Origin of the sequence: Flavonifractor porci (assembly GCF_037572415.1) — a bacterium.
GTDB lineage: Bacteria > Bacillota > Clostridia > Oscillospirales > Oscillospiraceae > Flavonifractor > Flavonifractor porci.
This window is the reverse complement of sequence record NZ_JBBHLB010000004.1, coordinates 17,819-39,842: the sequence shown is the minus strand read 5'-3', so window position 1 is coordinate 39,842 and position 22,024 is coordinate 17,819. Positions and strand designations below refer to the sequence as shown.

The 22,024-nt window shown below is 55.6% G+C and carries 29 protein-coding genes; 7 read left to right on the top strand and 22 right to left on the bottom strand.

What is annotated here, in order from left to right:
* Window positions 1-57: 57 nt before the first annotated feature.
* The 12 genes from WHJ28_RS04140 to WHJ28_RS04085 are packed head-to-tail and all read right to left on the bottom strand — an operon-like array spanning window position 58 to window position 8,180.
* Window positions 58-255 carry a hypothetical protein gene (locus tag WHJ28_RS04140; RefSeq protein WP_340039913.1) on the bottom strand — a complete coding sequence of 66 codons (198 nt, stop codon included), beginning with the start codon at window positions 253-255 and terminating at the stop codon, window positions 58-60.
* Window positions 252-644, bottom strand: a complete 393-nt coding sequence (locus WHJ28_RS04135) for a phage tail protein (protein ID WP_340039911.1) — start codon at window positions 642-644, stop codon at window positions 252-254. The genes WHJ28_RS04140 and WHJ28_RS04135 overlap by 4 nt, the downstream gene beginning before the upstream one ends.
* 12 nt (window positions 645-656) lie before the next feature.
* Window positions 657-1,160 carry a hypothetical protein gene (locus WHJ28_RS04130; protein ID WP_340039909.1) on the bottom strand — a complete coding sequence of 168 codons (504 nt, stop codon included), beginning with the start codon at window positions 1,158-1,160 and terminating at the stop codon, window positions 657-659.
* A 10-nt stretch (window positions 1,161-1,170) separates the two neighbouring features.
* Window positions 1,171-2,469, bottom strand: a complete 1,299-nt coding sequence (locus WHJ28_RS04125; protein WP_340039906.1) for a phage late control D family protein — start codon at window positions 2,467-2,469, stop codon at window positions 1,171-1,173.
* Complete coding sequence (locus tag WHJ28_RS04120; protein ID WP_340039904.1) at window positions 2,466-2,678, bottom strand: tail protein X; 213 nt, start codon at window positions 2,676-2,678, stop codon at window positions 2,466-2,468. Before WHJ28_RS04120 ends, WHJ28_RS04125 begins: the two co-directional genes overlap by 4 nt.
* A gap of 11 nt (window positions 2,679-2,689) precedes the next feature.
* Window positions 2,690-4,897, bottom strand: coding sequence for a phage tail tape measure protein (locus WHJ28_RS04115; protein WP_340039901.1), 2,208 nt, complete (start codon window positions 4,895-4,897; stop codon window positions 2,690-2,692).
* The gene (locus WHJ28_RS04110) at window positions 4,884-5,027 is read right to left on the bottom strand and encodes a hypothetical protein (RefSeq protein WP_340039899.1); all 144 of its coding nucleotides are present in this window, start codon (window positions 5,025-5,027) and stop codon (window positions 4,884-4,886) included. Before WHJ28_RS04110 ends, WHJ28_RS04115 begins: the two co-directional genes overlap by 14 nt.
* 11 nt (window positions 5,028-5,038) lie before the next feature.
* Window positions 5,039-5,446, bottom strand: coding sequence for a hypothetical protein (locus WHJ28_RS04105; RefSeq protein WP_340039897.1), 408 nt, complete (start codon window positions 5,444-5,446; stop codon window positions 5,039-5,041).
* 1 nt (window position 5,447) lies between these two features.
* Window positions 5,448-5,963: a phage major tail tube protein gene (locus tag WHJ28_RS04100; protein WP_340039894.1), complete on the bottom strand. Its 516-nt coding sequence runs from the start codon at window positions 5,961-5,963 to the stop codon at window positions 5,448-5,450.
* A 2-nt stretch (window positions 5,964-5,965) separates the two neighbouring features.
* Window positions 5,966-7,426 (bottom strand): phage tail sheath family protein, encoded by a 1,461-nt coding sequence (locus WHJ28_RS04095; RefSeq protein ID WP_340039892.1) that lies wholly within the window; start codon window positions 7,424-7,426, stop codon window positions 5,966-5,968.
* Between the two features lie 17 nt (window positions 7,427-7,443).
* Window positions 7,444-7,701 carry a hypothetical protein gene (locus WHJ28_RS04090; RefSeq protein ID WP_340039890.1) on the bottom strand — a complete coding sequence of 86 codons (258 nt, stop codon included), beginning with the start codon at window positions 7,699-7,701 and terminating at the stop codon, window positions 7,444-7,446.
* Complete coding sequence (locus WHJ28_RS04085) at window positions 7,701-8,180, bottom strand: hypothetical protein (protein ID WP_340039888.1); 480 nt, start codon at window positions 8,178-8,180, stop codon at window positions 7,701-7,703. The genes WHJ28_RS04090 and WHJ28_RS04085 overlap by 1 nt, the downstream gene beginning before the upstream one ends.
* 98 nt (window positions 8,181-8,278) lie before the next feature.
* Here WHJ28_RS04085 and WHJ28_RS04080 point away from each other — a divergent pair, with 98 nt between their 5' ends.
* Window positions 8,279-8,938 (top strand): SWIM zinc finger family protein, encoded by a 660-nt coding sequence (locus WHJ28_RS04080; protein WP_340039886.1) that lies wholly within the window; start codon window positions 8,279-8,281, stop codon window positions 8,936-8,938.
* Window positions 8,939-8,972: 34 nt separating this feature from the next.
* Here the strand turns inward: WHJ28_RS04080 and WHJ28_RS04075 are convergent, their stop codons facing one another.
* The 4 genes from WHJ28_RS04075 to WHJ28_RS16480 are packed head-to-tail and all read right to left on the bottom strand — an operon-like array spanning window position 8,973 to window position 10,567.
* Complete coding sequence (locus tag WHJ28_RS04075; protein WP_340039884.1) at window positions 8,973-9,575, bottom strand: hypothetical protein; 603 nt, start codon at window positions 9,573-9,575, stop codon at window positions 8,973-8,975.
* Window positions 9,572-9,907 carry a hypothetical protein gene (locus tag WHJ28_RS04070; RefSeq protein ID WP_340039883.1) on the bottom strand — a complete coding sequence of 112 codons (336 nt, stop codon included), beginning with the start codon at window positions 9,905-9,907 and terminating at the stop codon, window positions 9,572-9,574. Before WHJ28_RS04070 ends, WHJ28_RS04075 begins: the two co-directional genes overlap by 4 nt.
* Window positions 9,907-10,410, bottom strand: coding sequence for a hypothetical protein (locus tag WHJ28_RS04065; protein ID WP_340039882.1), 504 nt, complete (start codon window positions 10,408-10,410; stop codon window positions 9,907-9,909). Before WHJ28_RS04065 ends, WHJ28_RS04070 begins: the two co-directional genes overlap by 1 nt.
* 16 nt (window positions 10,411-10,426) lie before the next feature.
* Window positions 10,427-10,567 (bottom strand): capsid cement protein, encoded by a 141-nt coding sequence (locus WHJ28_RS16480; RefSeq protein ID WP_425461101.1) that lies wholly within the window; start codon window positions 10,565-10,567, stop codon window positions 10,427-10,429.
* 1,066 nt (window positions 10,568-11,633) lie between these two features.
* Between WHJ28_RS16480 and WHJ28_RS04060 the strand changes: the two genes are divergently transcribed.
* On the top strand, window positions 11,634-12,854 hold the full coding sequence (locus tag WHJ28_RS04060) for an MFS transporter (protein ID WP_002584949.1): 1,221 nt from the start codon (window positions 11,634-11,636) through the stop codon (window positions 12,852-12,854).
* 80 nt (window positions 12,855-12,934) lie between these two features.
* Here WHJ28_RS04060 and WHJ28_RS04055 read toward each other — a convergent pair whose 3' ends face one another.
* Together WHJ28_RS04055 and WHJ28_RS04050 are read right to left on the bottom strand one after the other, a co-directional pair.
* Complete coding sequence (locus tag WHJ28_RS04055; RefSeq protein ID WP_002575858.1) at window positions 12,935-13,735, bottom strand: helix-turn-helix domain-containing protein; 801 nt, start codon at window positions 13,733-13,735, stop codon at window positions 12,935-12,937.
* A 78-nt stretch (window positions 13,736-13,813) separates the two neighbouring features.
* Window positions 13,814-14,077, bottom strand: coding sequence for a hypothetical protein (locus WHJ28_RS04050; protein ID WP_002575859.1), 264 nt, complete (start codon window positions 14,075-14,077; stop codon window positions 13,814-13,816).
* A gap of 228 nt (window positions 14,078-14,305) precedes the next feature.
* Between WHJ28_RS04050 and WHJ28_RS04045 the strand changes: the two genes are divergently transcribed.
* The 5 genes from WHJ28_RS04045 (at window position 14,306) to WHJ28_RS04025 (ending at window position 18,146) form a co-directional block, all read left to right on the top strand.
* Complete coding sequence (locus tag WHJ28_RS04045) at window positions 14,306-14,719, top strand: cysteine-rich VLP domain-containing protein (protein WP_002575860.1); 414 nt, start codon at window positions 14,306-14,308, stop codon at window positions 14,717-14,719.
* A 111-nt stretch (window positions 14,720-14,830) separates the two neighbouring features.
* Window positions 14,831-15,226, top strand: a complete 396-nt coding sequence (locus WHJ28_RS04040) for a replication initiator protein A (protein ID WP_340039879.1) — start codon at window positions 14,831-14,833, stop codon at window positions 15,224-15,226.
* Between the two features lie 173 nt (window positions 15,227-15,399).
* Entirely contained in the window at window positions 15,400-16,344 is a 945-nt protein-coding gene (gene mobV / locus WHJ28_RS04035; protein WP_002575862.1) for a MobV family relaxase, read from the top strand.
* 4 nt (window positions 16,345-16,348) lie between these two features.
* Window positions 16,349-16,540, top strand: a complete 192-nt coding sequence (locus tag WHJ28_RS04030) for a hypothetical protein (protein ID WP_321118048.1) — start codon at window positions 16,349-16,351, stop codon at window positions 16,538-16,540.
* Between the two features lie 94 nt (window positions 16,541-16,634).
* On the top strand, window positions 16,635-18,146 hold the full coding sequence (locus tag WHJ28_RS04025; RefSeq protein WP_002575864.1) for a recombinase family protein: 1,512 nt from the start codon (window positions 16,635-16,637) through the stop codon (window positions 18,144-18,146).
* Window positions 18,147-18,164: 18 nt separating this feature from the next.
* Here the strand turns inward: WHJ28_RS04025 and WHJ28_RS04020 are convergent, their stop codons facing one another.
* The 4 genes from WHJ28_RS04020 to WHJ28_RS04005 are packed head-to-tail and all read right to left on the bottom strand — an operon-like array spanning window position 18,165 to window position 22,020.
* Entirely contained in the window at window positions 18,165-18,374 is a 210-nt protein-coding gene (locus WHJ28_RS04020; protein WP_340039875.1) for a capsid cement protein, read from the bottom strand.
* Window positions 18,375-18,386: 12 nt separating this feature from the next.
* Window positions 18,387-19,943, bottom strand: a complete 1,557-nt coding sequence (locus WHJ28_RS04015; protein WP_340039873.1) for a phage major capsid protein — start codon at window positions 19,941-19,943, stop codon at window positions 18,387-18,389.
* Between the two features lie 15 nt (window positions 19,944-19,958).
* Window positions 19,959-20,579 carry an HK97 family phage prohead protease gene (locus WHJ28_RS04010; protein ID WP_340040438.1) on the bottom strand — a complete coding sequence of 207 codons (621 nt, stop codon included), beginning with the start codon at window positions 20,577-20,579 and terminating at the stop codon, window positions 19,959-19,961.
* Window positions 20,524-22,020, bottom strand: a complete 1,497-nt coding sequence (locus WHJ28_RS04005; RefSeq protein WP_340039872.1) for a phage portal protein — start codon at window positions 22,018-22,020, stop codon at window positions 20,524-20,526. Before WHJ28_RS04005 ends, WHJ28_RS04010 begins: the two co-directional genes overlap by 56 nt.
* Window positions 22,021-22,024 lie beyond the last annotated feature (4 nt).

Genomic DNA, 22,024 nt, shown 5'->3' with positions numbered 1-22,024 from the left:
CGCCCGGCCCCAGGTGATTTCCTGGACCCGAACGGTGGGGATAAATTTTGCCACCTTTCAGGTGACTTCCGCCGTGTATAGGCTCTTGGCGGCCTCCGGCGGCATATCCACAAAATCCATGTCAAGGCCGAATTCTCGATCCAGGGGCATGGTGCCCGCCCGTGTGGACAGCAGGAGGGCAAGCTGGCGGTCTAACTCCTCCAGCCATTGGCCGGAAAAGGTGTATTCCAGTTGAAAGTCATATATTTCTGTCATGTATATTCCCCCAGCGAAATGGTCAGGGACGCCTTGGCAAGTTCGCCCCGGTTGTAAACCACGCCCCACGTTTCGCTGGATCCCAGCAGTCGGAACGGGTTTTTGCCCACCGTTCGGTGTCCAATCACCAGGTATTCCGCCGTGCCGCTTTCCACCATGGCCTCTACGGCTTCCAAAACGGCCCTGGGTTTGACACCCAAGGCGGCAGAAAGGGTGATAGGCAAGGAAATTGTCTGGTTGGCCGGTCCCAGGTATTCCGGCTTGGGTTTTACCCCCGCTGTTTCATGCTCTGCCCAGCGCCCTGCGATCTCGCGGGTCATTTCATTGAACGTCAAAACCATATCGTCGCTGACAGTAAAAATGATGTTCTTTCCCAGTGTTCCAATCATAGGCCTGCCTCCTTATTTGGGCGGGGTGGTGCTGCCGCTGGACAATGCACAGCTGCAGTCATGGGTGTGGTTGACCAGGGATATTCCGCCGCCCACCACATCCACCTCCGCCGTCACCTCTTTGGCTGTGACGGCCCCGGTTACAGTCAGGTTTCCTTTCACGGTCAGGTTTCCGTCTACCACAACAGATCCGGCCTTGATGGTCATTGTGCCGCCCTTGTAGCGGATCATAGCCTCCCCAGGGGCGCGGGCCATATCCTTGCGGTATAGCCCCGCCGCCCCCTCCGGGGGCTTGTTCTTTTCGCTCCAGGGGCGCCCCAACACCACCCCGGCCTCGCTTCCGTTGGACAGGTGGAGGACAAGCACCTGATCCCCAATTTCCGGCATTTGGTATTCGTCGGAGATCAGGGGCACCGGGCGGGTCACGCTGTCGTCTTTTTCGTGATACACTACGCGCACCATGCCGGTGGCGTAGTCGATGGCGGACACTTTGCCCAGCCGGATCTCATTTCCCATGCTTGCCTCCTTATCCCGCCAGGGCGTTGGCCGCGCTGATCAGCAGCACGTCCAGCCAGGCTATTGCCGTGTACTTACTGGCCCAGTATTCCGGTGAATTGATCACCCCGGTATTGGTCAGCACCACTAGGGCCTGCTCTACGGTGGTTACGCTGGTGCCGTGCAGGTTTACCTTGATCCGGGTGGCCATGTTCAGCAGCAGGCCGTCAAGGTTGTTCAGGTTCTTATAGGTTCCCACCCAGTATTCTGGGGAGGCCATGACGCCCACGGCGAACAGGCGTTGGCAGGCGTCTTTGATCACTTCCTCGGTCATGGTTTCCACCAGGGACAGTTCCATGTCCATGGTGTATCCACCGGATCCTCCAACGTGGTGGGCAATGCTGTCAATGAAGTATTTGCCGGACAGTTTGCCCAGGCCCACCACGGTGATACATTGGGAGGCCACCAGGGCGGCGTTGCCCGTGATGGTGACGGACAATTTGCTGGCGCCGTGGTTCGCCTTATTGACCGCCGCGGCGATCTTGCGCTCCGCGTCGGCCTTGCTGTCAGCCTTGCCGGACTGTTTCAGGATCCGGGTGCCCGTGCCCACGGTGGCCTTGATCTCTTTCTCTGTGGTCGGGTCCGTGTAGGCGTATTCTCCGCCGGTATAGGTGCCGGCCATGTTCTTGGACCAACTCCAGGATTTCAAGGCGGTTTCGTTGATGGTGGCCACCGGGTCTTTTTTCTTGTAGGCCTCTCGGTCATACACCACGATCTTTTGGGCGTAGACTTTCATGGCCAGCCCGTAGGTATCGCAAAGAGAGGCGTAAAAGTCGCAGTCCGTTTCTTCCGATTGCTCCACGCTCTTGATGGTGAACGGGGTGCCCTCCACATCCCAGGCCAGGGCAATGCCGGCGCGGGCTGCTATCTCTTTTCCGATCTCCTGGATCGTGACGTTTTCCCAGGTCCGCGTCCGCTCGGTGGCCATGAAACTACCGTCTGCCGGAACGGATACCCCGGAAATGGTCCCTGTCACAGGCCAGCCCGCAAACTCGAAATTATCAAGGATGAAGAATCCACACGACAGCACCCGGTTGTCGCCCTCCCGCTCCCAGTCGCGGACCTTGATGGTGGCGGTCATTGTGTCCCCCGTAGTGGGGACCCATGCCGTGGTCCATTTCCGGTTGCGGTCATTGATTGCAATATCCAGGCTGTCCGCCTCTCCGGTGGCCGGATCGGTATAGGTGATCTCGCCCTTGTAGTCCGCCATTTTACTGGTGACGGCGGCGCCGTTATAGGTGATCTCCACTTCTGCCCGCCGTGTGTTCATGTTTCACTCCTCCAGATCGGTGCGTTGGTCCCCTGCGCGTCCTCCGGCGGGGGTGGTGTCTGGAGAACCACCCCCGCGTCGAAAACGAATGTGTCCAGGTGTGGAAAATTGTTTTGCATAAGCCACCCAGCCAGCTTTTCGTCCCCGTAGACACGGAAAGCAATGGCGTCCCAGGCGTCCCCCTGATTTGTGGTGTAGGTGTTGGCCATGGTTTCCTCCTTTACGCCGGGTTGAACTGCTTGCGCCGCTCGTCGGCTTTCATGCGGTCATATAGCCGTTTGAATTCTGCAAAACTGATTCGGCCCACTTCCTCCGCCTCCTGGCGGGATGGCTGGCCGCCGTAGAAATTGAATACAGGGGACCATACAATGGTGTCCCCGCCGCCTCCGCCGCGGTTTCCTCCGCCGCCGGGCTTGGGTTTCTTGGTCCATTCGTCCAACAGGGCGGCCAGTTTGGACAAGGGCATGACCGCCTCCGGCTCTCCGCCCTCTCCGATCATGGCCAGGGTGGGCGCCGTGGCAATGCCGCCGGCGGCCAGTTGCGGGATTGTCGGAATATTAAAGCCCAGCGTGGCGCCGCCTACGCCAGGGATCCAGTCAGGGATCGTCACGGAAATGCTGTTGATTTTCTCCAGCACCCAGTTAATAGCGGAAATGACTGCGTTGATCGGCACCTTTGCCAGGTTCACGATCATGCCGAATACGTTCCCGAAGATATTGACCACGTTTTGCCATGCAGCGGACCAGTTGCCGGAAAATACATTGGTCACAAACTCGATCAGATTTGTCAAAATCGAGATCGCGCTATTGATGTACGGTGCCAGGGACACAAATGCCACTTCCAGCCCGTTAATGACCACGTTGGCCAGATTTGAAAGGACAGGGGCTAGGGTGGAGGCCACCATGCTGGCCAGGTTTCCCATGGCCTGGAGTAGTGGCTGTGCCTGCTGTAAAATTCCCTGTACGGCGTTTCTAAACCGTTCGCTTTTGTTCCATAGAACAACAAAAGCAGCGGCCACCGCCGCAATAATGGCAATGATCACAGTGAATTTTCCGCCCAACAATTTGACCACGGTGCCCAGGACGCCGCCCTGTTTGGCTCCCGCAGCAAAGACTATTCCCACATTCTTTACTGCGGAAACCGCCGTGCCTGCGGTTTTCAGGGCCTTAAAGCTGGCAACAGCAGTTAAAACCGCGCCGGCAGCGGTTAGGATCGCCTCTCGGTTGTCCATAACCCATTTGGCGGTTTTCTTTAATGTTGGGATGATGGTGCCGGTCATGTAGTTCCCAACGGTTGACAAGCCTTTTTGCACGACAGGCAGCGCCGCCTCCGCAAGTTCCCGGACGTATGGCAGGATATTCATGCCCAATTCCGTCAGGAAGTTTTTGCCCAGGTTTTTGATCATTTGAATGTCATAGGCCAGGGTGTCGGTTTGTCTTTCAAACGCTGCATTTGCCGCTCCCGTGGCTTCATACATTGCCGCGGTCTTATCGGTGAGGTTTTCCGCCTGGCTTCCTGCCATGGCCAGGACTGCGGTTTGCGCCTCGACAGAAGAAAACAGCCCCGCAAAGGCCAATTCGTCGCCGTTCACAGCGCCCTTTAATGCCTCCAACGATCCTTGCAGGCCTTTACTCTCCAAAAGGGCTTGGCCGCTCTCGTATCCCATTTTTTCCAGGGCCGCGGCCATGTTTTTGGACGGTGACAAAAACCCTTGCATGGTTGCCTTTAACTGCGTTGTAACCTCCGCCGTGGATCCTGTAACGCCTGTCAGAGTGGCCATGGCGCCGAAAAGCTGTTCTTGCTCCACGCCCAGGGTGCTGGCCAGCGGGATCACCTTGCCCATGCTTGCCGCCAGTTCCGGGAAAGAGGTCTGGCCCAGCCGCACCGTTGCAAAGGACAGGTCCGCCGCCTTTTGCACGGCCTCCGCCGACGTGTCGTTGTAGCCCTTGGTCACGGCAGAAAGTAGGTTCACGCTGTCGGTGGTGGTGGCGTTTCCTGCCGCCGCGGATTTCGCGGCAGTTTCCAGGATCTTGGCCGCGTCTGCGCTGTCACCAAAAGCGGAAATAACCTGGTACATTCCATCCGTTAGGTTATCGGTTGCCACGCCAGTTCGGTCTGAAACGTCCAGAATTTCCTGTCCAATCTGCGACGTTCTGGCGGCGATCTCCGCTTCCGTTCCGGTCAGCAGGGTGGAAACATTGGCCAGCTGTGCTTCATACTGTTGGCCCGCATTGATCGCGGCCACCCCGATGGTGCCCACCGCGGTGGCCGCTGCAAGCGACGCACCAGCAAGCACTTTCCCAACCTTTTTTGCGGAGGTGCCCAGCGCGGCTAAATCCTTGTCCGCTGCCATGCAGGCTTTTTTCAGGGAACTGTCGGTCCTGCCCGCAATTTTCAGCATTAGTTCATAGGTTTTACTTTTTGCCACGCTTTAGCACCTCCTCCATATAGTCGTTTACGGTGTCCGCAATTTCGGCCAATTCGCTGACGGACAGGGCCGAAAGATAATCCAACCCTGTCCGCAGCTGAATGGACAGCCCGGTAACCGCTTTAGTCAAGACGGCAGGGGTCAGTCCTCCGAACCCCCGCCGTAGAGAAAACCCACCACGGTGGTCTTGATTTTCATGCCCTCTCTGCCGGGCAGCCTTTCAAAGAATTCCAGGGGCTTTCCGGTGACTTTCATGGCCACCATGTTGGCGTAGTCCATGGTCATTTCCAGGGTGGCGGGGTTCATGGTGTTCCGCTTTTTCATAAGCATACGGCCCACCGCCTCCAGCTGGCCCGCGGTAATATCCTCCAGGCCGTGCAGGTCGATCTCGGTATATTCCCGATCCTCGAAAATGTAGGGCTTGCGGAACTTTACCAGCAAGTCCACTTCCTCCTCGACGTCATCCCGATCCGCAGCAGTTTCCCGCTCCATAGCGTCCTCCCGCTCGGCGGCTTCCTCCAGAAACTCCTCGTTTTTCATAGTGTCCATGTCAGCACATCTCCTTTACTTTGGCCAAAACGTCCTTGCCGTTGACCTTGTAGACCTCGTTCATCTTGTCCAGTTCCAGGACCGGCTTGCCCTCCAACTCGATCAGGATATAAAGCACGGTCAGGGTGATCTTGGTGTCCATGGTGCTGCCGGCCTTGACCTTGCCCATGGCCAACTTGCCGCTGCGGCCACGGACCACCACGCGCATGGGTCGGAACTCAATATCCCCCTCGCTGTTGGTGGTCTGCTGGGCGCCGCGGATCTCCAGCGGAACAGCGCGGGTCATGTCCATCATGTCCACGGCCTCCCGGTCCAGAACTCTGAACGGCACCTCGATTTCCTGGTTGGCAAAGTAGCCAATGGTGGGATCGTCGATCTCGCCCAGGATCCCGGCGCCGGTCACGGTGTCGCTGGACGGCTCAAAGTCGGGCAGGGTCATTTCGTCGCCCACGCCCAAAAGCCGATTGCCGGCGCTATACACGTTATAACGGTTGATTTTAGTGGGGATCGTGTTCATGTTTATTCACCTCCGAAAGACGCTTCCAGGGCCGCCACGTCATACTCCCGGATATTCTCGATAAACTCCGCCGGGATGTAGGGCGCCATATAGGTGTGTGTGGTCAAGTGCCCGTTCAACAGATTGGTTACGGGGTTCTCCTCGCTGACAAACTCCAGGCGATAGCCGGCGCAATAGTCGCGGGCCACATAGCCGTTGCCCACAATGTTCTGGCTGTCCACAATAGACTGGATCAGGCGCTTGTTGCCGGGCTTGTCTACTTTCTGGAAATAGGTGCGAATGAAGTTGTTACCGTCCCAGTCGAAGAACCGACGCACCGCCAACCACCGATCCTTGGGGTCGGAGGTAGAGGGATAGGCCGCGGTGTTGTTGCCCCACAGCTTGAACCCGTTGGCATTGATCGCGGTAATAATGCCGTTTGCGTTCAGCATATCGTTGGCCTGCTGCTGATCCAGCATGACCTCGGTGCCGTCAGCCAGTACGGTGGCGGTGATCCGCAGATCCTTGTTGGACGGGCTTTCGTAGGGTACGTCGCCGTTTTCGGCGTCGTTGTAGGCCGTCAGGGCCGCCGCCATAGCAGACATACAATAGACCTTATCACCCACGGCCACCTTGGGCCAAAAGGCAGCTGCGTGGGTGCCGCTGGCGCCCATAGCCTCCTTTGCCGTCTTTACCTCGGTGTAGACCTCCGCGCCGGTGCTATCCGCCGCAATATCCAGATAGGCAAAGCAATCGAAAACGCCATTGATGGCCTCGGTTTTTGCCTGGAGGGCTGCGGCCACCACCGCGTCGTGGCTCCATTCGGGGGCCAGCAACAGGCCGGGGGTCATTCCCAGTTTGGGGTAGATCTGGCGCACCAGTTCCAGGCCGGTTTCCTTGCCGGTTGCCACGTCCACACCGCCCACAATGTCAGCAGCGGTTACACCGTCCGGCTTGATGGATGTGCTGGCTACGTTCAGGGTTTCGGCCTCCTTGGCGGCCTCGGAGATCAGGGTGATCACCACGTTGCCGGTGTCGTCATGTGTGGCCACATAGTCGCTGCCGGGCACCAGGGTGGCGTCGCTGTTTTTTACCACCAGACTGTCCAGCATGACATATTCTTTGTTATACAGCACCGTGCCGTCTACTACGTCACAGTCCTCCGCCTCATTCTTGGTGGTATGCTCTTCTTTGGCAGGGTCCAGTACGTTGATCAGGATAATGGGGGCCACGTTGAACACGCGAAAGCAGGCGTCAATGGACTGGCACAGGGAAAAATGTGCAAAGTCGTCACAGTAGCCAACGGCCTGCTGACACTCCTTGAAACTGTAACACAGCTTGGGAGTGTTGGCCGCTTTGGCTGGGTCAGCCGACAGGTGAATGGGTGCCACGCCGAAAATGACCTGCAGGCCGGCGCTCCCCTGAATAGGAACGGTCAGGCTGGTGTCCTGTTCGGTGTTGTAGACGCCGTGAAAGTATGCCATGGTTTATTCCCTCCTCTTTAGCGTTTCGCCTGTACCAGGCGGAACAGGCGGTAAATGTGTCCATAGCCGCCGCGCAGCTTCTTCATAGCCTCCGGCAGCTGGTCCAGGGGGATCACAAGGCCAGCCATGGCCGGGTTGGCCTGGATGGCCTCCGCCAGTGGCCTGGGGATCCCGTTGGTGTAAAACGTGAATTGTGTGGCTGTGCCGGGGATAGTCGGTCCACAGTAAACCACGGTGCCCGCGCTCTGGCCGGGCTTTTTGGTCGTCTTTGCCATTATGTTTCTGGTACCTCCTTAAAGATGGCCGGGGCCTCAAACGTCAGCGCCACAGCCGCGAAATAATAGGGGTGGGTGTCCTCCTCTTGTGTGGCCCATCTGATCGGGTACTGCACAACATAGCGTTTGCCCACCACCCCATTGGATCCGTAGTGGGTCATAACCGTGTTGACAATGTGGAGGGCGTCACGGTATCCCTGGCGGTTTGGGTCCGGGTCATATACGCAAGCCGTCACCACTACGGTGATGGTCTGTGCGGAATCCTGTGCCGGCAATTCTCCCGACGGTAGGCGCACGATTATGTACGGTTCCGGCGGTGCGTCTGACGCGGTTGTTTCATCATCCCCCGCCCGGAACGGCGTGTCCTGTGGGTAGATGTTTACTGAACGCTCCGCCCCAACTGAATTTACCAGCCTGTACGGCTCGAAAAGTCGCTTTAGATCCTCCACAACTGCGTCCAATAAATTTTCTTGTGTCACATGGTTGCGCCCCCTTGTCAAGTTTCCTTTTGTTACTTATAATCGAATGTGCTAATAGTCAGCAATTTGTGGTAAAAATAAGAAACGGAGGATATGGCATGAAAAGGATAGGTGGTTTTTCTCGCGTTTTGGGGTGGCTGTTTATTGCCTCCGGCGTCTACGGGCTGTTTCACTCCCCAATCCCCGGCGTGATCTGCTTGGTTGTCGGCTTTTTGCTGGTGCGGCGTCCGGGGCGAAAAGGGGCGGACGTTTCCGCGGTTCCAGCAGATCCCGCGCCCTCGCAAGTTGTGCCGCCTGCGCCGGTGGCTATTCCCCATATTTCCGGGGGCGCCGGCTCGTTTGGCTCTTGGGATATTTCCGTACACGGGGCAGACGGTCAGGACGTGCGCTTTGACCGGGCGTTGTTCCAGCGAATTTCCATCCTGTCCTATGACGAAAGGACGGGCGTGGCCACAGTCCGGGGAACTCACGGTGATACATACCAGACAACACTTGACGCTTGCACTTGTGAAGATTTCCAGCGGCGTGGGCTGCCGTGCAAGCATATTTACAAGGTTGCAATGTCCGCCGGATATTCCGCGGATGATTTCTATTCTGCAAGATCTGACGTTGTGTGGTACGCGGATAGCTGCCGCGTTTACCACAGTTGTCCCGATTGCCGCGGCCTGCGAAACCGTTTCCCGCGTCGTACCACGGTGGCCTTGGCTGAATACAAGGGCTTGCGCCCTTGTAAATCCTGTTGCGAAACAGATAAATGACTTTCCAACGTGGCGGCATATGCCGCCACGTTTTTTATGCCATGTTCCCTAAAACCTTGTCTATCCGCTTTTGGATCTCCTCTTGCATGGTTTCGTATGCCATGGCCTCCGCCGCCTCTCTCACCCGCTCGTTACCCAACAAATGGGGAACGGCTGGGGACAGTAGCTTTTTAATTGGCAGTCGCTCCGGGCCTCTGCGCTGTACTATTGCGGTGTGCCCGCTGGCAAACCTCGCAACAAACGCTTTTAGGCCGTCAACTTCCAGCGGCTTCATGGTTCCGGCATTTAGGACCTGGGCCGCCGCCGCGCTGGTCCCGACGTTCGGGCGGGTCATAAATGCCATAATGTCCTGCATTGGGCCTCTAGACCTGATTGCCGCCGTCATGTTCGAGGTGCTGGCCTCCAGGATTTTGGGGGCGCCCAGGCTCTCGTCTTTTAGCCCCTTTGTGTCCTTAATGGCATATTCATCCTTTGCGCCCTTTATCAGCTGTTTCCGAACCTTGCGTGACGTGGCGTTAATCGCGTTTTTCAAGATGTTAGGGGCGGCAATTTTCTCTGGTATGGTGTTCAACTGGCGTATGATTTTTTCAAGTTCGGCCTCTACGTCAACCTGAAGAATGGCCCCTGTATCGCTCACGATCTCACCGCCTCTAACTCAATAGCAAGGATCCCGGCCTCCTCGGTGCTTTGCACGATCTTGAACTGCCGCCCGTCCAGGTTCAGCATTGTGCCATTGGCCGGGCGCGGTCCAAACTCCAGCCTGGAAACATAGATTAGGCGTCTGGACTTATAAAGCCCGCCAGTCGGTGCCCCCAGTAGTTTTGATTTGTCCCGCTCCAGCAGTTCGTTTTCGTCTACCATAACGGTCATTTCCTTGCCGTTGATGGTGTGGATGTCTGCGAATTCGTCAGGGTTCAGAAATGTGGGTAAATCAGCCGCCAGGCACTCCTTGAACGTGGGGGCGCCCATTACTGGGCACCCCCGCCGCTGGCGGGTGCCTGCACCGGCTCCTCTGCCAACAGTTTTACGATCAAGGCTTTGGTTGCGCCCCTGGGCAACTTTACGCCCATGTCATCGGCCAGACGTTCCAGGTCATCCTTTTTCATGGCCTCCAGGTCGTTTGCGTCCAGATGGCCCTCCACCATGTTTACGGTGTCCTGGTCGTCGTCCTGGCCCTCCTGTGTGCCCTGGGCGGCGTCCTTGCCGTCCTGGTCCTCCTGGGCGCCCTGGGCGGTGTCCTTGCCGTCCTGGCTCTCCTGGGCGGCCTCCAGGCCGTTTCCGGCGCTTTCTGCGGTGCCCGCGTGGGCGGCGTTCTCCGCCGTATCAGTGGCCGGCTTCTCTCCGGTCCACTCCGCGGATTTCGCGTCCAGCCAGGCAGACACCATGCGTCCGTCATGGGCGGGGAGGGGGTCGCCCGGCTCATACATACGCCCCTGGTAGAGAATAGGGCGTCTTGCTGTCAGCTTTACCATGGCGCACCTCCCGCGATCAACCCAACAGTTTGACCAGGACGGTGGTGTCCTCGTTCTTGGCGGGTGCCGCCGCATATCCGGCAGGCACTTTGCCCTCCGCCGTAGTGGTGATATTGTCGGCGCTTGCGTCGTAGTAGACGGCGGCGCCCTGTGTGATTTCACCTGCGGCTTAGGTCAGTTTACAAGGAACTACACGCAGACCGTGAAACGGGCTGCTGACAACAAACGGCGCTATGCTCCCGGCTGGGTGCATAGCACCTGTTTGTTGCGGGGGTTTCCAAAGGGGGCAGCGCCCCATTTGGCACACGACTTTGCGGAGCAAAGTGTAGTGTGTTATACGCTCTGTCGGCGTTGCCCTGAAAATACCGTTGCCGCCGGGGAGGGCAAGGGCATTTGACGCGGCAGGAAAGCAGGGCTTTGTTTGGGGCTGGTAAGCCGGAAACAAAGGGCTGATTTCAGCAGCAGACAGGGCGTATTATGAAAGCCCCCGTCCCTCGTCCTCCGCCCCCGGCCTATGGGACAAAAAGTCCCAAAGCTCTGGACACCGTGACCAGATGTGTGGCCACACTCCGGGAAAAGTAGCAGGACGGCAGGAAACCGTCAAGGCTGAAATGAATGGGCTGACGCCCGGCCTTGACCGTTCCCCGCCGCCCCGCTGGATGGGTGGACAAGGTGGCCAATCCCTAAAAGTGTTTGGCCGCACTCGTTCATTTTGGGGCCTTTCTTCTCCCAAAATTGAAATGGGCGGGAAAGCCCTAAAATGGCTTTCCCGCCTTGATTACCCATTAGCAAAGACGGGCGAGACTGTCAACGGCGGCGCTGAAAGCGCCGTTCATCTTGACCGTTGACTGGCTCGCCTGGCTTTGCTACTGCCCGTAAGAGATGGAAAAACAAGATGGAAAACAAGGTTAAAAATGGTTGACAAGTCTATCGGATGTGTGTTATACTGTGCGACAGTTTGAGATTGGAAGGAGGCTTACGTGTGTTAATTTGTGTACGCTAATAAGCAATAAAAAGTAGAAGTACCTTTCCACATGATGGTGGGCTTTTTTTGCGTGCGTATGCAAAGGAACACGTAGGTTTGACACGAGCAGTCTTTGAACTGTATCGTGGTGTTTTTTCGTGCTTTGTTGTTATGCAGGCGTCTGCCCTCTCTGTGGGACAACGCCTGCTTTTTATTGCAGAAACAAAGGAACAATGCAATAAAAAAGGAGGTTCGCATTATGACCCAAAACAACAATTCATGGAGAAAAACTTATTTTACACTTCTTGCCGGACAAGCAATATCCTTTATTAGCAGCGGTATTTTGCAAATGGCCATTATCTTTTATTTGGTTGCGAAAACTAATTCTGCAATCATATTGACGGCGGCAACACTGATTGGATTTTTGCCGCAAGCCTGTTTAGGCCCGTTTGCAGGTGCTTTTGTTGACCGGCACAGCCGTAAAAGCGTAATGATTGGTGCGGATTTGATAATTGCCGCCGCTGGCGGTATTCTGGCGCTGGTGGCGTTTTACATGGAATTGCCCGTATGGTCTATTATGGTTGTCCTGTTAATCCGAAGTGCGGGAACTGCTTTTCATTCTCCAGCATTCAGCGCAGCAACACCTATGATTGTGCCAAAAGAGGAACTTACAAAATGCGCTGGTTACACGCAGACCATGCAAGCAGTAAGTGCGATTATCAGTCCAGCTGCCGCAGCGTTTTTATATGCTGTTTGGCCTCTTAATGCAATTATATTGTTAGATATTGTGGGTGCAATCCTTGCCTGTGTGACTGTTGCGATTTCGTCCATACCAACGCCTGAACTATGTCCAGAAACGAAAAGACAACAGTTTTTACAGGATATGAAAGAGGGGTATGTGGTATTAAAGCAAAACAGGGGCCTCTTTGCTCTGCTCTGGATTGGTGTAATTTATATGTTCTTTTATATGCCAATCAGTACGCTTTTTCCTCTCATCTGTATGTCATACTTCAAAGGAACACCGGCCCATGCCTCTGCCGCTGAAATTGCTTTTGCGGTTGGTATGCTGCTTGGCGGAGTCATTCTGAGCATTTGGGGCGGTTTTAAGAAACGGCGGTACACCATCGGTCTTTCCGTTCTCCTGATGGGCGTTAGCAATATGCTCTCCGGGCTTTTGCCGCCAGACGCATTTCTTGTCTTTGTTGTGTGCTGTACTGTTATGGGAATTTCCGCTCCATTTTACGGTGTGCAAAATGCGATTTTTCAAGAAACGGTCAAACCAGAATATCTGGGGAGAGTTTTTTCTCTACTGACAAGCGCCGCTTCCCTCGCCATGCCGTTTGGCCTTGTCATTTCCGGGCCTCTGGCGGAGCGGCTGGGAGTTGAGAAATGGTTTGTCATTTGCGGAATTGGCATTATCATCGTTGCGCTTGCCGTATTTTTACTACCCGGTTTGAGAGAGATTGACAATACGCAATAATCAACTGCACCTTTTTCTATTACTAAACAAAATGCCTGGATGGTGGTTCTGAAAAACCAGAACCGCCGTTCAGGCATTTTTTATCTTCGTCCTCTCTGCGGTTTTGGATTCTTCAGCAAGTCGGATTTTTCCGCAATCTTTTTCAGCCACTTCCGTTCTTCTACTGACAGCTTCCTAAAATTCAGCTTGAGCCGTTTGCAGATAAACGCCAAGTACGCTTGTTCCGTGTCGCTGTCCTGGCTGACGATTTCACCAGCAGTTTCCAGCATTTCTTTTAGCGGGTTATCCTCTGGGACGCTGAAAAAATCGTCCTTGTGTGTTTCCCGCAGAGCAAGGGCAATCCCGTTTATGTCCCGTTGTATCACATAGCGGCAAAACTCGTCCTCATCAATATGGGCGGTGATAAGCTGTCTTAACTGCGTATCACTCATGCCAGGATTATGCTTTTTTATAACAGTTGCGCTCATCGTGTCCACTATGGCGTTTGCACCCTGCGCCTGTTTCAGTGCCGTTCCGTTCACATAGATTTCAAGGTCAGCCATCAGCCGGGGGAAATCCGGGTGCGCCGCCAGCTCACACAGCAGGGTATTGTCTATCCTCCCGCTTTTCAGCAGGTCAATCATTTCATCACTCAAACGCAGGTCTGCAAGATCGGCGTTTGGGTGATTTTTCATTTCAGACAGCCCCAGCAGATAATCAGCGGTCACACCGTAAAACTTCGCCAGCCGGATAAGGGCATAGTGGCTGATGTCCTTGAAGTCTTCCGTTTCGTAACTGCCCAGCGCAGACTTGGAAAGCCCGGTCTGCTCCGCAAGCTGCCCCAGCGTCAAGCCACGCTCCACACGTAGGTCTTTTAATCGCTCTTGTATGGATAAAGACATATTCACCCTCCTTGCTAGCTCAACGAAAGAGAAGCCGTTATGCTATGTACTATGCTCATAGCATAACGGCATAGGCATTTACAGTTTTATTTTACCATTTGCTACATCTTCACGAAATTTATCAACAAGCTTCGCTGTCAGCTTGGATTTACCGTAGTGTTCAAGTACAAAAGTACGATAACTTTTTCCATCTACAAGCACATCACTTTTTCTGGTCAACAACCAATTTCCGTTACCTCCTCCCTGTTCTCTAATATTCCAGTCTTTCCCATATCTTTTATAGATTTCATCTTTTTTACCTTGAACAGACATTGATTCGCTTGGAATATAAACAATTTGCATAATAGCTCCTCCTTTATTTTGTGCAAGAAGACCAGAAACCTGAATTTGTCTTTTATCTTTTTTTGATTATATCACAAATCCGAGAGCGTGGAAATAGGGAGTTTTTCAGGCTGATTTCCTACCTCTTGGATATACGGCACAGGCGGTCAAAAAGGTGTAGACTTGGGATAGTTCATCGATGGACAAGCACCTTGGAAACAGAACACGCCAAAGAAAACGGAGGGACGCATGAGCAAAAGACCCTATCAACACCTGCCGCCGCTGGAACACAGGCCGGACGGCTCCCCCTACCGCATAACCCCGCCCCAGAAGAGACGAGCCAGCGGCCTGATACGCCGGGAGTGCTGCAACTGCGAGGACGGAAACTGCCTTGCGCTGGACGATGGCGACACCTGCGCCTGTCCGCAGATGATTTCGTTCTCCGTCTGCTGCAAGTGGTTCCGCTGGGCGGTCTTGCCGCTGGACAGGACGCTGGAAGCGGAGATTTACCGGGACAGGGACTTGAAACGCTGTGCGGAGTGCGGCGGTGTGTTCGTCCCGAAGTCCAACCGGGGCAAATACTGCCCGGACTGCGCCGCCAGAGTTCACAGGCGGCAGAAAACAGAAAGTGAACGGAAAAGGAGGTCTGCTGTGGACAGTTAAGAGCGGGAAAAGCCTTGATTTGCAAGGCTCCGCAAGCCCTCAACCGGGGCGGCTGGTATCATTTATCATTCGCCCCGGAAAACGGGCCTCTAACCGTCCACAAAACACGCTATGACAAACACGATTTATATTCACCAGCCGGAAAAGGCGTTCAGTTTCACCCGGCTCCCCAATTTCCTTTTTGAAGCACCCACATTCCAGCCCTTGAGCAACGAAGCGAAGGTGCTGTATGCCTTTGTCCTGCGCCGGGCGGAGTTGTCCCGGAAGAACGGCTGGGCGGACGAGTACGGGCGGGTCTACCTGTACTACCCCATCTGCGAGGTGGTCGCTTTGCTCCGCTGCGGGCGGCAGAAAGCGGTCAACACCCTGCAGGAGTTGCAGTATGCGGGGCTGGTGGAAATCCAGAAACAGGGCTGTGGAAAACCCAACCGCATTTACCCGAAATCCTATGAAGCGGTTCCAAACACCGACTTCAAGAAATCCGGTTATGGTACGCCGGAGGGCTGAAAACCGTACTTGGCGAGTACGAAAATCAATCCTCTTGAAGTACGGAAATCTGACGGTATATAGAAATACAGAGATTAAAACCATCTATTTACATTCATTCCATTCCAATCCTATCAGAGATATTTTCGGCGGGAAAACCCGCCGGAAAGGAATGGAATGGGGAAAGGAGTTCAATGGCACAACACGCAATTTTGCGATTTGAGAAGCACAAGGGCCACCCGGCGGGGCCGCTGGAAGCCCACCATGAACGGAAAAAGGAGCAGTACGCCAGCAACCCGGACATTGACACCAGCCGGAGCAAGTACAATTTCCACATCGTCAAGCCGGATGGCCGCTACTACCATTTCATTCAGAGCCGCATCGAGCAGGCCAGATGCCGCACCCGCAAGGACAGCACTCGGTTTGTGGACACGCTGATTACCGCCAGCCCGGAGTTTTTCAAGGGCAAGTCCCCAAAGGAGATAGCGGCCTACTTCCAGAGGGCGGCGGACTTCCTCATTGACCGGGTGGGCCGGGAGAACATCGTTTCGGCTATGGTACACATGGATGAAAAAACGCCCCATCTGCACTTGGTCTTTGTGCCGCTGACAAAGGACAACCGCCTGTGCGCCAAAGAAATTATCGGCAACCGGGCCAATCTGACGAAGTGGCAGGACGATTTTCACGCCTGTATGGTGGAGCAGTACCCCGACCTGGAGCGTGGGGAAAGCGCCAGCAAGACGGGCCGGAAGCATATCCCCACCCGGCTGTTCAAACAGGCGGTCAACCTCTCCAAACAGGCGAGGGCCATTGAAGCGGTTCTCTCCGGCATTACCCCGCTGAACGCCGGAAAGAAGAAAGAGGAAGCCCTCTCCATGCTGAAAAAGTGGTTTCCGCAGATGGAGAACTTCTCCGGGCAACTGAAAAAATACAAGGTCACAATCAATGACTTGTTAGCGGAAAATGAAAAGCTGGAAGTCAGGGCAAAGGCCAGCGAAAAAGGCAAGATGAATGACACGATGGAACGGGCGAAGTTAAAAAGCGAACTGGACGATATGCGGCGGCTGGTTGACCGTATCCCGCCGGAGATTTTAGCGGAACTGAAACGGCAACAGCGGCAGCATGGAAAGGAAAGGTGATCTTATAAGTAATATCAGATACAAAAAGGAAATCGAAATCGTGACTTTTCAGGGAAAGGAAATCACACTGGAAAATCTCTCCCCGGTGTTCACGCCGGAACAGGAAGCAGCCAAACGCCGGGAACTGGAACAGCAGCTTTATGAGGTGTTCCGCAAGTACGCCGACAAGCGGGAGAGTGAGGAAGCCGGGACATAAGGTTTTCCAAACCCATCATTGATTTGCGGGGCTGCTGGCGGTATAATAGAACTGTCAGCAGCTCCGTTTCTTTTTTAAGAAAAGGAGCGACAATATGAACAATCGGATAGACGCAATCTATGCAAGACAATCGGTAGACAAAAAGGACAGCATTTCCATTGAAAGCCAGATTGAATTTTGCAAATACGAGTTGAAAGGCGGTAACTGCAAGGAATACACAGACAAAGGGTACAGCGGCAAGAACACAGACCGTCCGAAGTTTCAAGAACTGGTGCGGGACATCAAGCGGGGCTTGATTGCAAAGGTCGTGGTTTACAAGCTCGACCGTATCAGCCGTTCCATTCTGGACTTTGCCAACATGATGGAGCTGTTCCAGCAGTACAATGTGGAGTTTGTGTCCTCTACGGAAAAGTTTGATACCTCCACGCCGATGGGACGGGCCATGCTGAATATCTGTATCGTGTTCGCCCAGCTTGAACGGGAAACGATACAGAAGCGGGTAACGGACGCTTACTACTCCCGCAGTCAGCGGGGCTTTAAGATGGGCGGGAAAGCCCCTTACGGCTTCCATACGGAGCCTATCAAGATGGACGGTATCAACACAAAGAAGCTGGTGGTAAACCCGGAGGAAGCGGCCAATATCCGGCTGATGTTTGAGATGTACGCCCAGCCCACAACTTCCTACGGGGACATTACCCGGTACTTTGCCGAACAGGGGATTTTGTTCCATGGCAAAGAGCTGATACGCCCCACGCTGGCGCAGATGTTACGCAATCCTGTCTATGTGCAGGCAGACCTTGATGTGTACGAATTTTTCAAAAGTCAAGGTACAGTCATTGTCAATGACGTTGCCGATTTTACGGGCATGAACGGCTGCTATCTGTATCAAGGGCGAGATGTAAAGGCCAGCAAGAAAAACGACTTAAAAGACCAAATGCTGGTACTGGCTCCCCATGAGGGTATCGTCCCCTCCGACACCTGGCTGACCTGCCGCAAGAAGCTGATGAACAACATGAAAATCCAGTCTGCCCGGAAAGCCACCCACACATGGCTGGCAGGAAAAATCAAGTGCGGGAATTGCGGGTATGCTCTTATGAGTATCTACAATCCCTCCGGCAAACAGTATCTCCGCTGCACGAAACGGCTGGACAATAAAAGCTGTCCTGGCTGTGGGAAAATCATCACTTCGGAACTGGAAGCGGTTGTTTATCAGCAGATGGTAAAGAAGCTGGCAAGCTACAAGACGCTGACAGGAAAAAAGAAAGCGGCAAAGGCAAACCCGAAAATCACCGCCCTGCAAGTGGAACTTGCCCATGTAGACAGCGAGATTGAAAAGCTGGTGGACAGTCTGACGGGGGCAAACAATGTCCTGTTCTCCTATGTGAATGTGAAGATAGCGGAACTGGACGGGCGCAAGCAGGAACTTCTGGCAAGGATAGCGGAGTTGACTGTGGAGGCCATCAGCCCGGAACAGGTCAGCCAGATTTCCGGCTACCTCGATACCTGGGAGAATGTATCTTTTGATGACAAGCGGCGTGTGGTGGATTTGATGATCACCACCATAGCCGCCACAAGCGACAGCTTGAACATCACATGGAAAATCTGACTGGCGGCACCCCTCCCGTCAGATACCTACCCTGTGTAGTCCCTTGTAAACTGTACTTTTCTTCATTTCAAACACACCAGTCACATGGAGGTGTCCGGGCTGGTTTGCGGGAATATCGGTGCCCGCCACGCCCACGCGGGTGCCCAGGCTCACCACCTGGCCGTTTTTCACCTCTGCGGTGGGGGTGTAGTCCAGGGTATCGCCTTTCTGCCAATAGGTCGCGTTCATGTTCTTTCCTCCTTACTTCAAGGTGATCTCTACGCCGGGGTTCTTGGCAATACCGCGGAAGTCAACAGCGGTAATACCCCAATCCAGCCAAATGTCCCACACATAGCCCAACTGGCCGGGAACCTCGCTGCGGCGAATGGTGGGGGTTTCCTGGCCGTTCAGATAGTCCACCTGCAGGCTCTTGGCATAGGACGGGTCGCCCACCATGAACCAGGGCACAGGCTTGGAGGCTCCGGCCAGGGCGTTCAGGGTGCCGTCCTCGATCACGGTCAGCTGGTTGCGGTAGTTATACAGAGCGTTGGCGGTGTGGTTGCCGATACCCTCCACGTCGATCTCCTTGGTTTCAAGCAGCTGGGACAGCAGGAAACCGTAGCCCACGGGCACGATGATATAGCGGGGCTGTACGGTGATAGCCTCACCGAAAGGATCGGTCTGCAGAAGCAGTTTGAACATCATGTCCTGCAGGCTCTCGATGGAGGGGGCGGTGCCGCTGGTGATCAGGTTGCCATGGTTGGCGTTGAACAGGGGGACGCCGTCGAAAATGGCGGGGCTATCCACCAGGATCTTGTAGACCTGCTTGTTGATCGTACGCTTGGCGCTGGCCGCATACAGGCCGGGGATCTCCGTGATAAAGCCCACATCATCGTTGATAAACGCCTGGCGGCTCATGCTGAACTGGCGGCCATAGGTGTCAATCTTGCGCTGTGGCAGCAGGTCGGTCTTGGGGGTGTCGTGCTTCAATTCGCCGTTCTCACCCACCAGGGCAAACTCACCGGCGCCGCCGGCCAGGTAGGAGTGATCCTTGGTCGGCTTAAAGTCGGGCACGCTGCCCTTGGTAGTCCACAGCTGGAACGTGGTGGGGGTGTGGGTGTAGCGGTGGACAATGCTTTTTCTGATCGCGTTGTCCAGGATGGCGGGGAAAGAGGCGGTGGGGTTGAAGAACTGACGGCAGGCCATGGCCCACAGATCGTCCCGGCCCATTCGCAGCAGGCTGGCCTGGCTTCCCTCGCCGTCGCGGGCCATGCACTCAATGGCCAGATCTCGCAGGGACAGGCCGCGCATTTCCTCCACGCCCTGGTCGGGGTTCTCCACGGGGACACCCGCCCGCATAAGCATGACGTCGGTGGCGGCCTGGCGGAAGTTGTCGCCCTGGTCGCCGTTCATGCGGCCACGGACAGGGGCGCCGTGCTGGATCATGTGGTCCACCGCTGCGGCCCGCACGGTGTCCATGCTGGCGCCGTTGTTGATGTACTGGCCGGGATCCATGCCAGTCTGACGGCACAGCGACACAATATCGCTGATCCGCTGGCGCTCCTGGAGTACGGCGGCCTGGCGGGCGGCGTCGCTGGGGTCCTCGCCGCCGGGGTGTTCATCCTGTCCGGGATTGCCAGCGCCACGGTTGCCCTCACCGGGCTGGCCGCCCTCGCCGCCGGCGGGGTTTCCGGCCTCGGTGATCTTGCGCTGCAGTTCATCAAATTCCCGCTGCTCCTCCGCCGTCAGGTCGCGGCCCGCGGCGCGGGCGCCGCTGACAATTTCCTGCTGGCGGGCGATCATTTCCTGAATAGTCATTTTTTCTCTTGCCTCCTAAAGATAATTTTTGTTGGCCTCGATCTGCCGTTCATAGACAGACAAGGGGGCGCACAGGTTTCCGCCGTCAGATCTTCCTACGCCCACGGTGGCGTCTGCCGGCACAGACACAATGGACACCTCCAGGGGCGTCCACTTCCTGGCAATCTGGCAAGGGCCGGTAAATCTCCCGTCGGCGCTGGTTTTTCCGGCCACCACTTCCTCCCAGGCGTCCACCGAATAGCGGACAGACGTGGTTTTCAGGGTGCCGGATTTGACTTTGCCGAAAATCTTTTCGGCCTCTGCGTCTGTATCGAATTCCACTTCTGCCATGCCTCTGTGGTTTTCTACCCAGGCGCGGATCACTTTGCCCACCACTTCGTCCGTGTCGTGGTTGAACAGCAGGACGCCCACGGTGTTCAGGCGTTCCAGGTCCACCGCGCCGTCCGCATGGTCCAGGATTTCCATGCCGAAATATCGTCGGTATGGCTCCTCGCTGGAAAAGCTGATCGTCCGTCTGCGGTTGTCCTGTCCCTCCGCTTCCCGGAACATGATCCGTCCCATGCTCCGGGTGCCCTGGCTTTTATTGCTCGGGCCGGCCTGCTGCCCCTGCGTTCTGCTGGGCTGCTGTCGTTCCATTTCCAAAAATTACACCTCCCATCTCTATGCCTTTTCCCCTGGCGTACTCCAGGACCTCCGCCGTTTCGTCCACGGCGTCTTTCCAGTCCTTGCCCTGTTCCGCGCAAATGTCGGGGAAAGTCTTTTGCCCGGACTGCAAGGCGGTTTTGTTGGCGGTACTCTCTTTTGCGGGGTCAATCCATTTCTTGGGCGATTTGACCCAGGAATGTTCCATGTAGTCCGCCTTTTTATCCCAAAAACCGGGCATATTAAACAGTCCGGCGAGATAACCAGAAATTATAAAAGTTTCGTAGACCTCGGACATAAAATCCGTGATCAGTTCAATGTCCTCTGCGTAGGTTTCCTCGTCCTCGATGGCGTTTTGCCGGGCAGAGGAATATGTGGCGCTGCTCATATCGCGGCTGACGGCCTCATAGGAAAGGCCCTGTCCCGCTCCAATCAAGCCCTGCTGCATTTTCAAGAATCCGGTGGCGTCGCTTCCGGTGCTTTTGGGATCTACCACTTGGATTTCGTCGCCGGCGCCCAGGCTTTGGATCATACCAGGGGCCAATTTCTTGCCCTCATAGTCCACGCCGCCGCTCTCATTGCGGACACCGCCGCGCCCGAATCCGCCCGACGGGATCGCCCGCTTGATGAATACGGACAGGCAGGCCGCGATCCGTTCCTTGACGGAAACGGCGGTAATAAATTCGTTGGTGTCGCGGATCCGTGTTACCACGGGCGCCATGTCGGAAATTTCCCGCAGTTGGCTGGGGCGGTGCTTTGCCTTGATGAAATACACGTCCTTGGCGTCGATGTAAACGGGCTTTGTCAGTTGCCACCCGTCAAGATCATATTGCCGGATCCAGTAGCCCACCGGGCGCCGGTCTGCGTTGTACTCAATGCCGCCCACCACCCGGTTGCCCCGGTTGCGCGGGGTAGTTTGGGAGGTGTCCAGTTCGTCCACCTCCATGGCCTGCAGTTTGAACGGCACCACACCGCCGGGGGTGTAACGGAACAGGAACAGGATCCCGCCGTCCACCTTTTTCCGCTCCACGGCCATGCGTAGCATTTCGGAAAAAGATTGCTCCCCGGTCACGTCGCAGTTTCGGGCCTTGCACCATTGTTTCCATGTCCGTTCAATCTGCTTGTTCAGGGTTTCGTCCTCGGTTCTGGCCCGCAGGGTATAGCCCTTTCCCACCACATTGCGCTTGTATGCGTAGAGGATGGACTGGGCAATGTCGCTGTTTCGCTCCAGGTCGCGGGTCCGCGCCCGTACCACGTCCCGGCTCATGCGGTCTGTGATTTCTGCGCTTTCGTTGTGGACCCGCCAGCCGGCGTTCAGGCGCCCATAACCGGCGGCGTCGTAGTTCCGCAGGATCTCCAGCTGTTGCCGCCATGCCTCCCTCTCACAAGCGCGGCGTGGGGAGATCGCGGCTACCATGCTGTCAAAGATGTTCACGGCG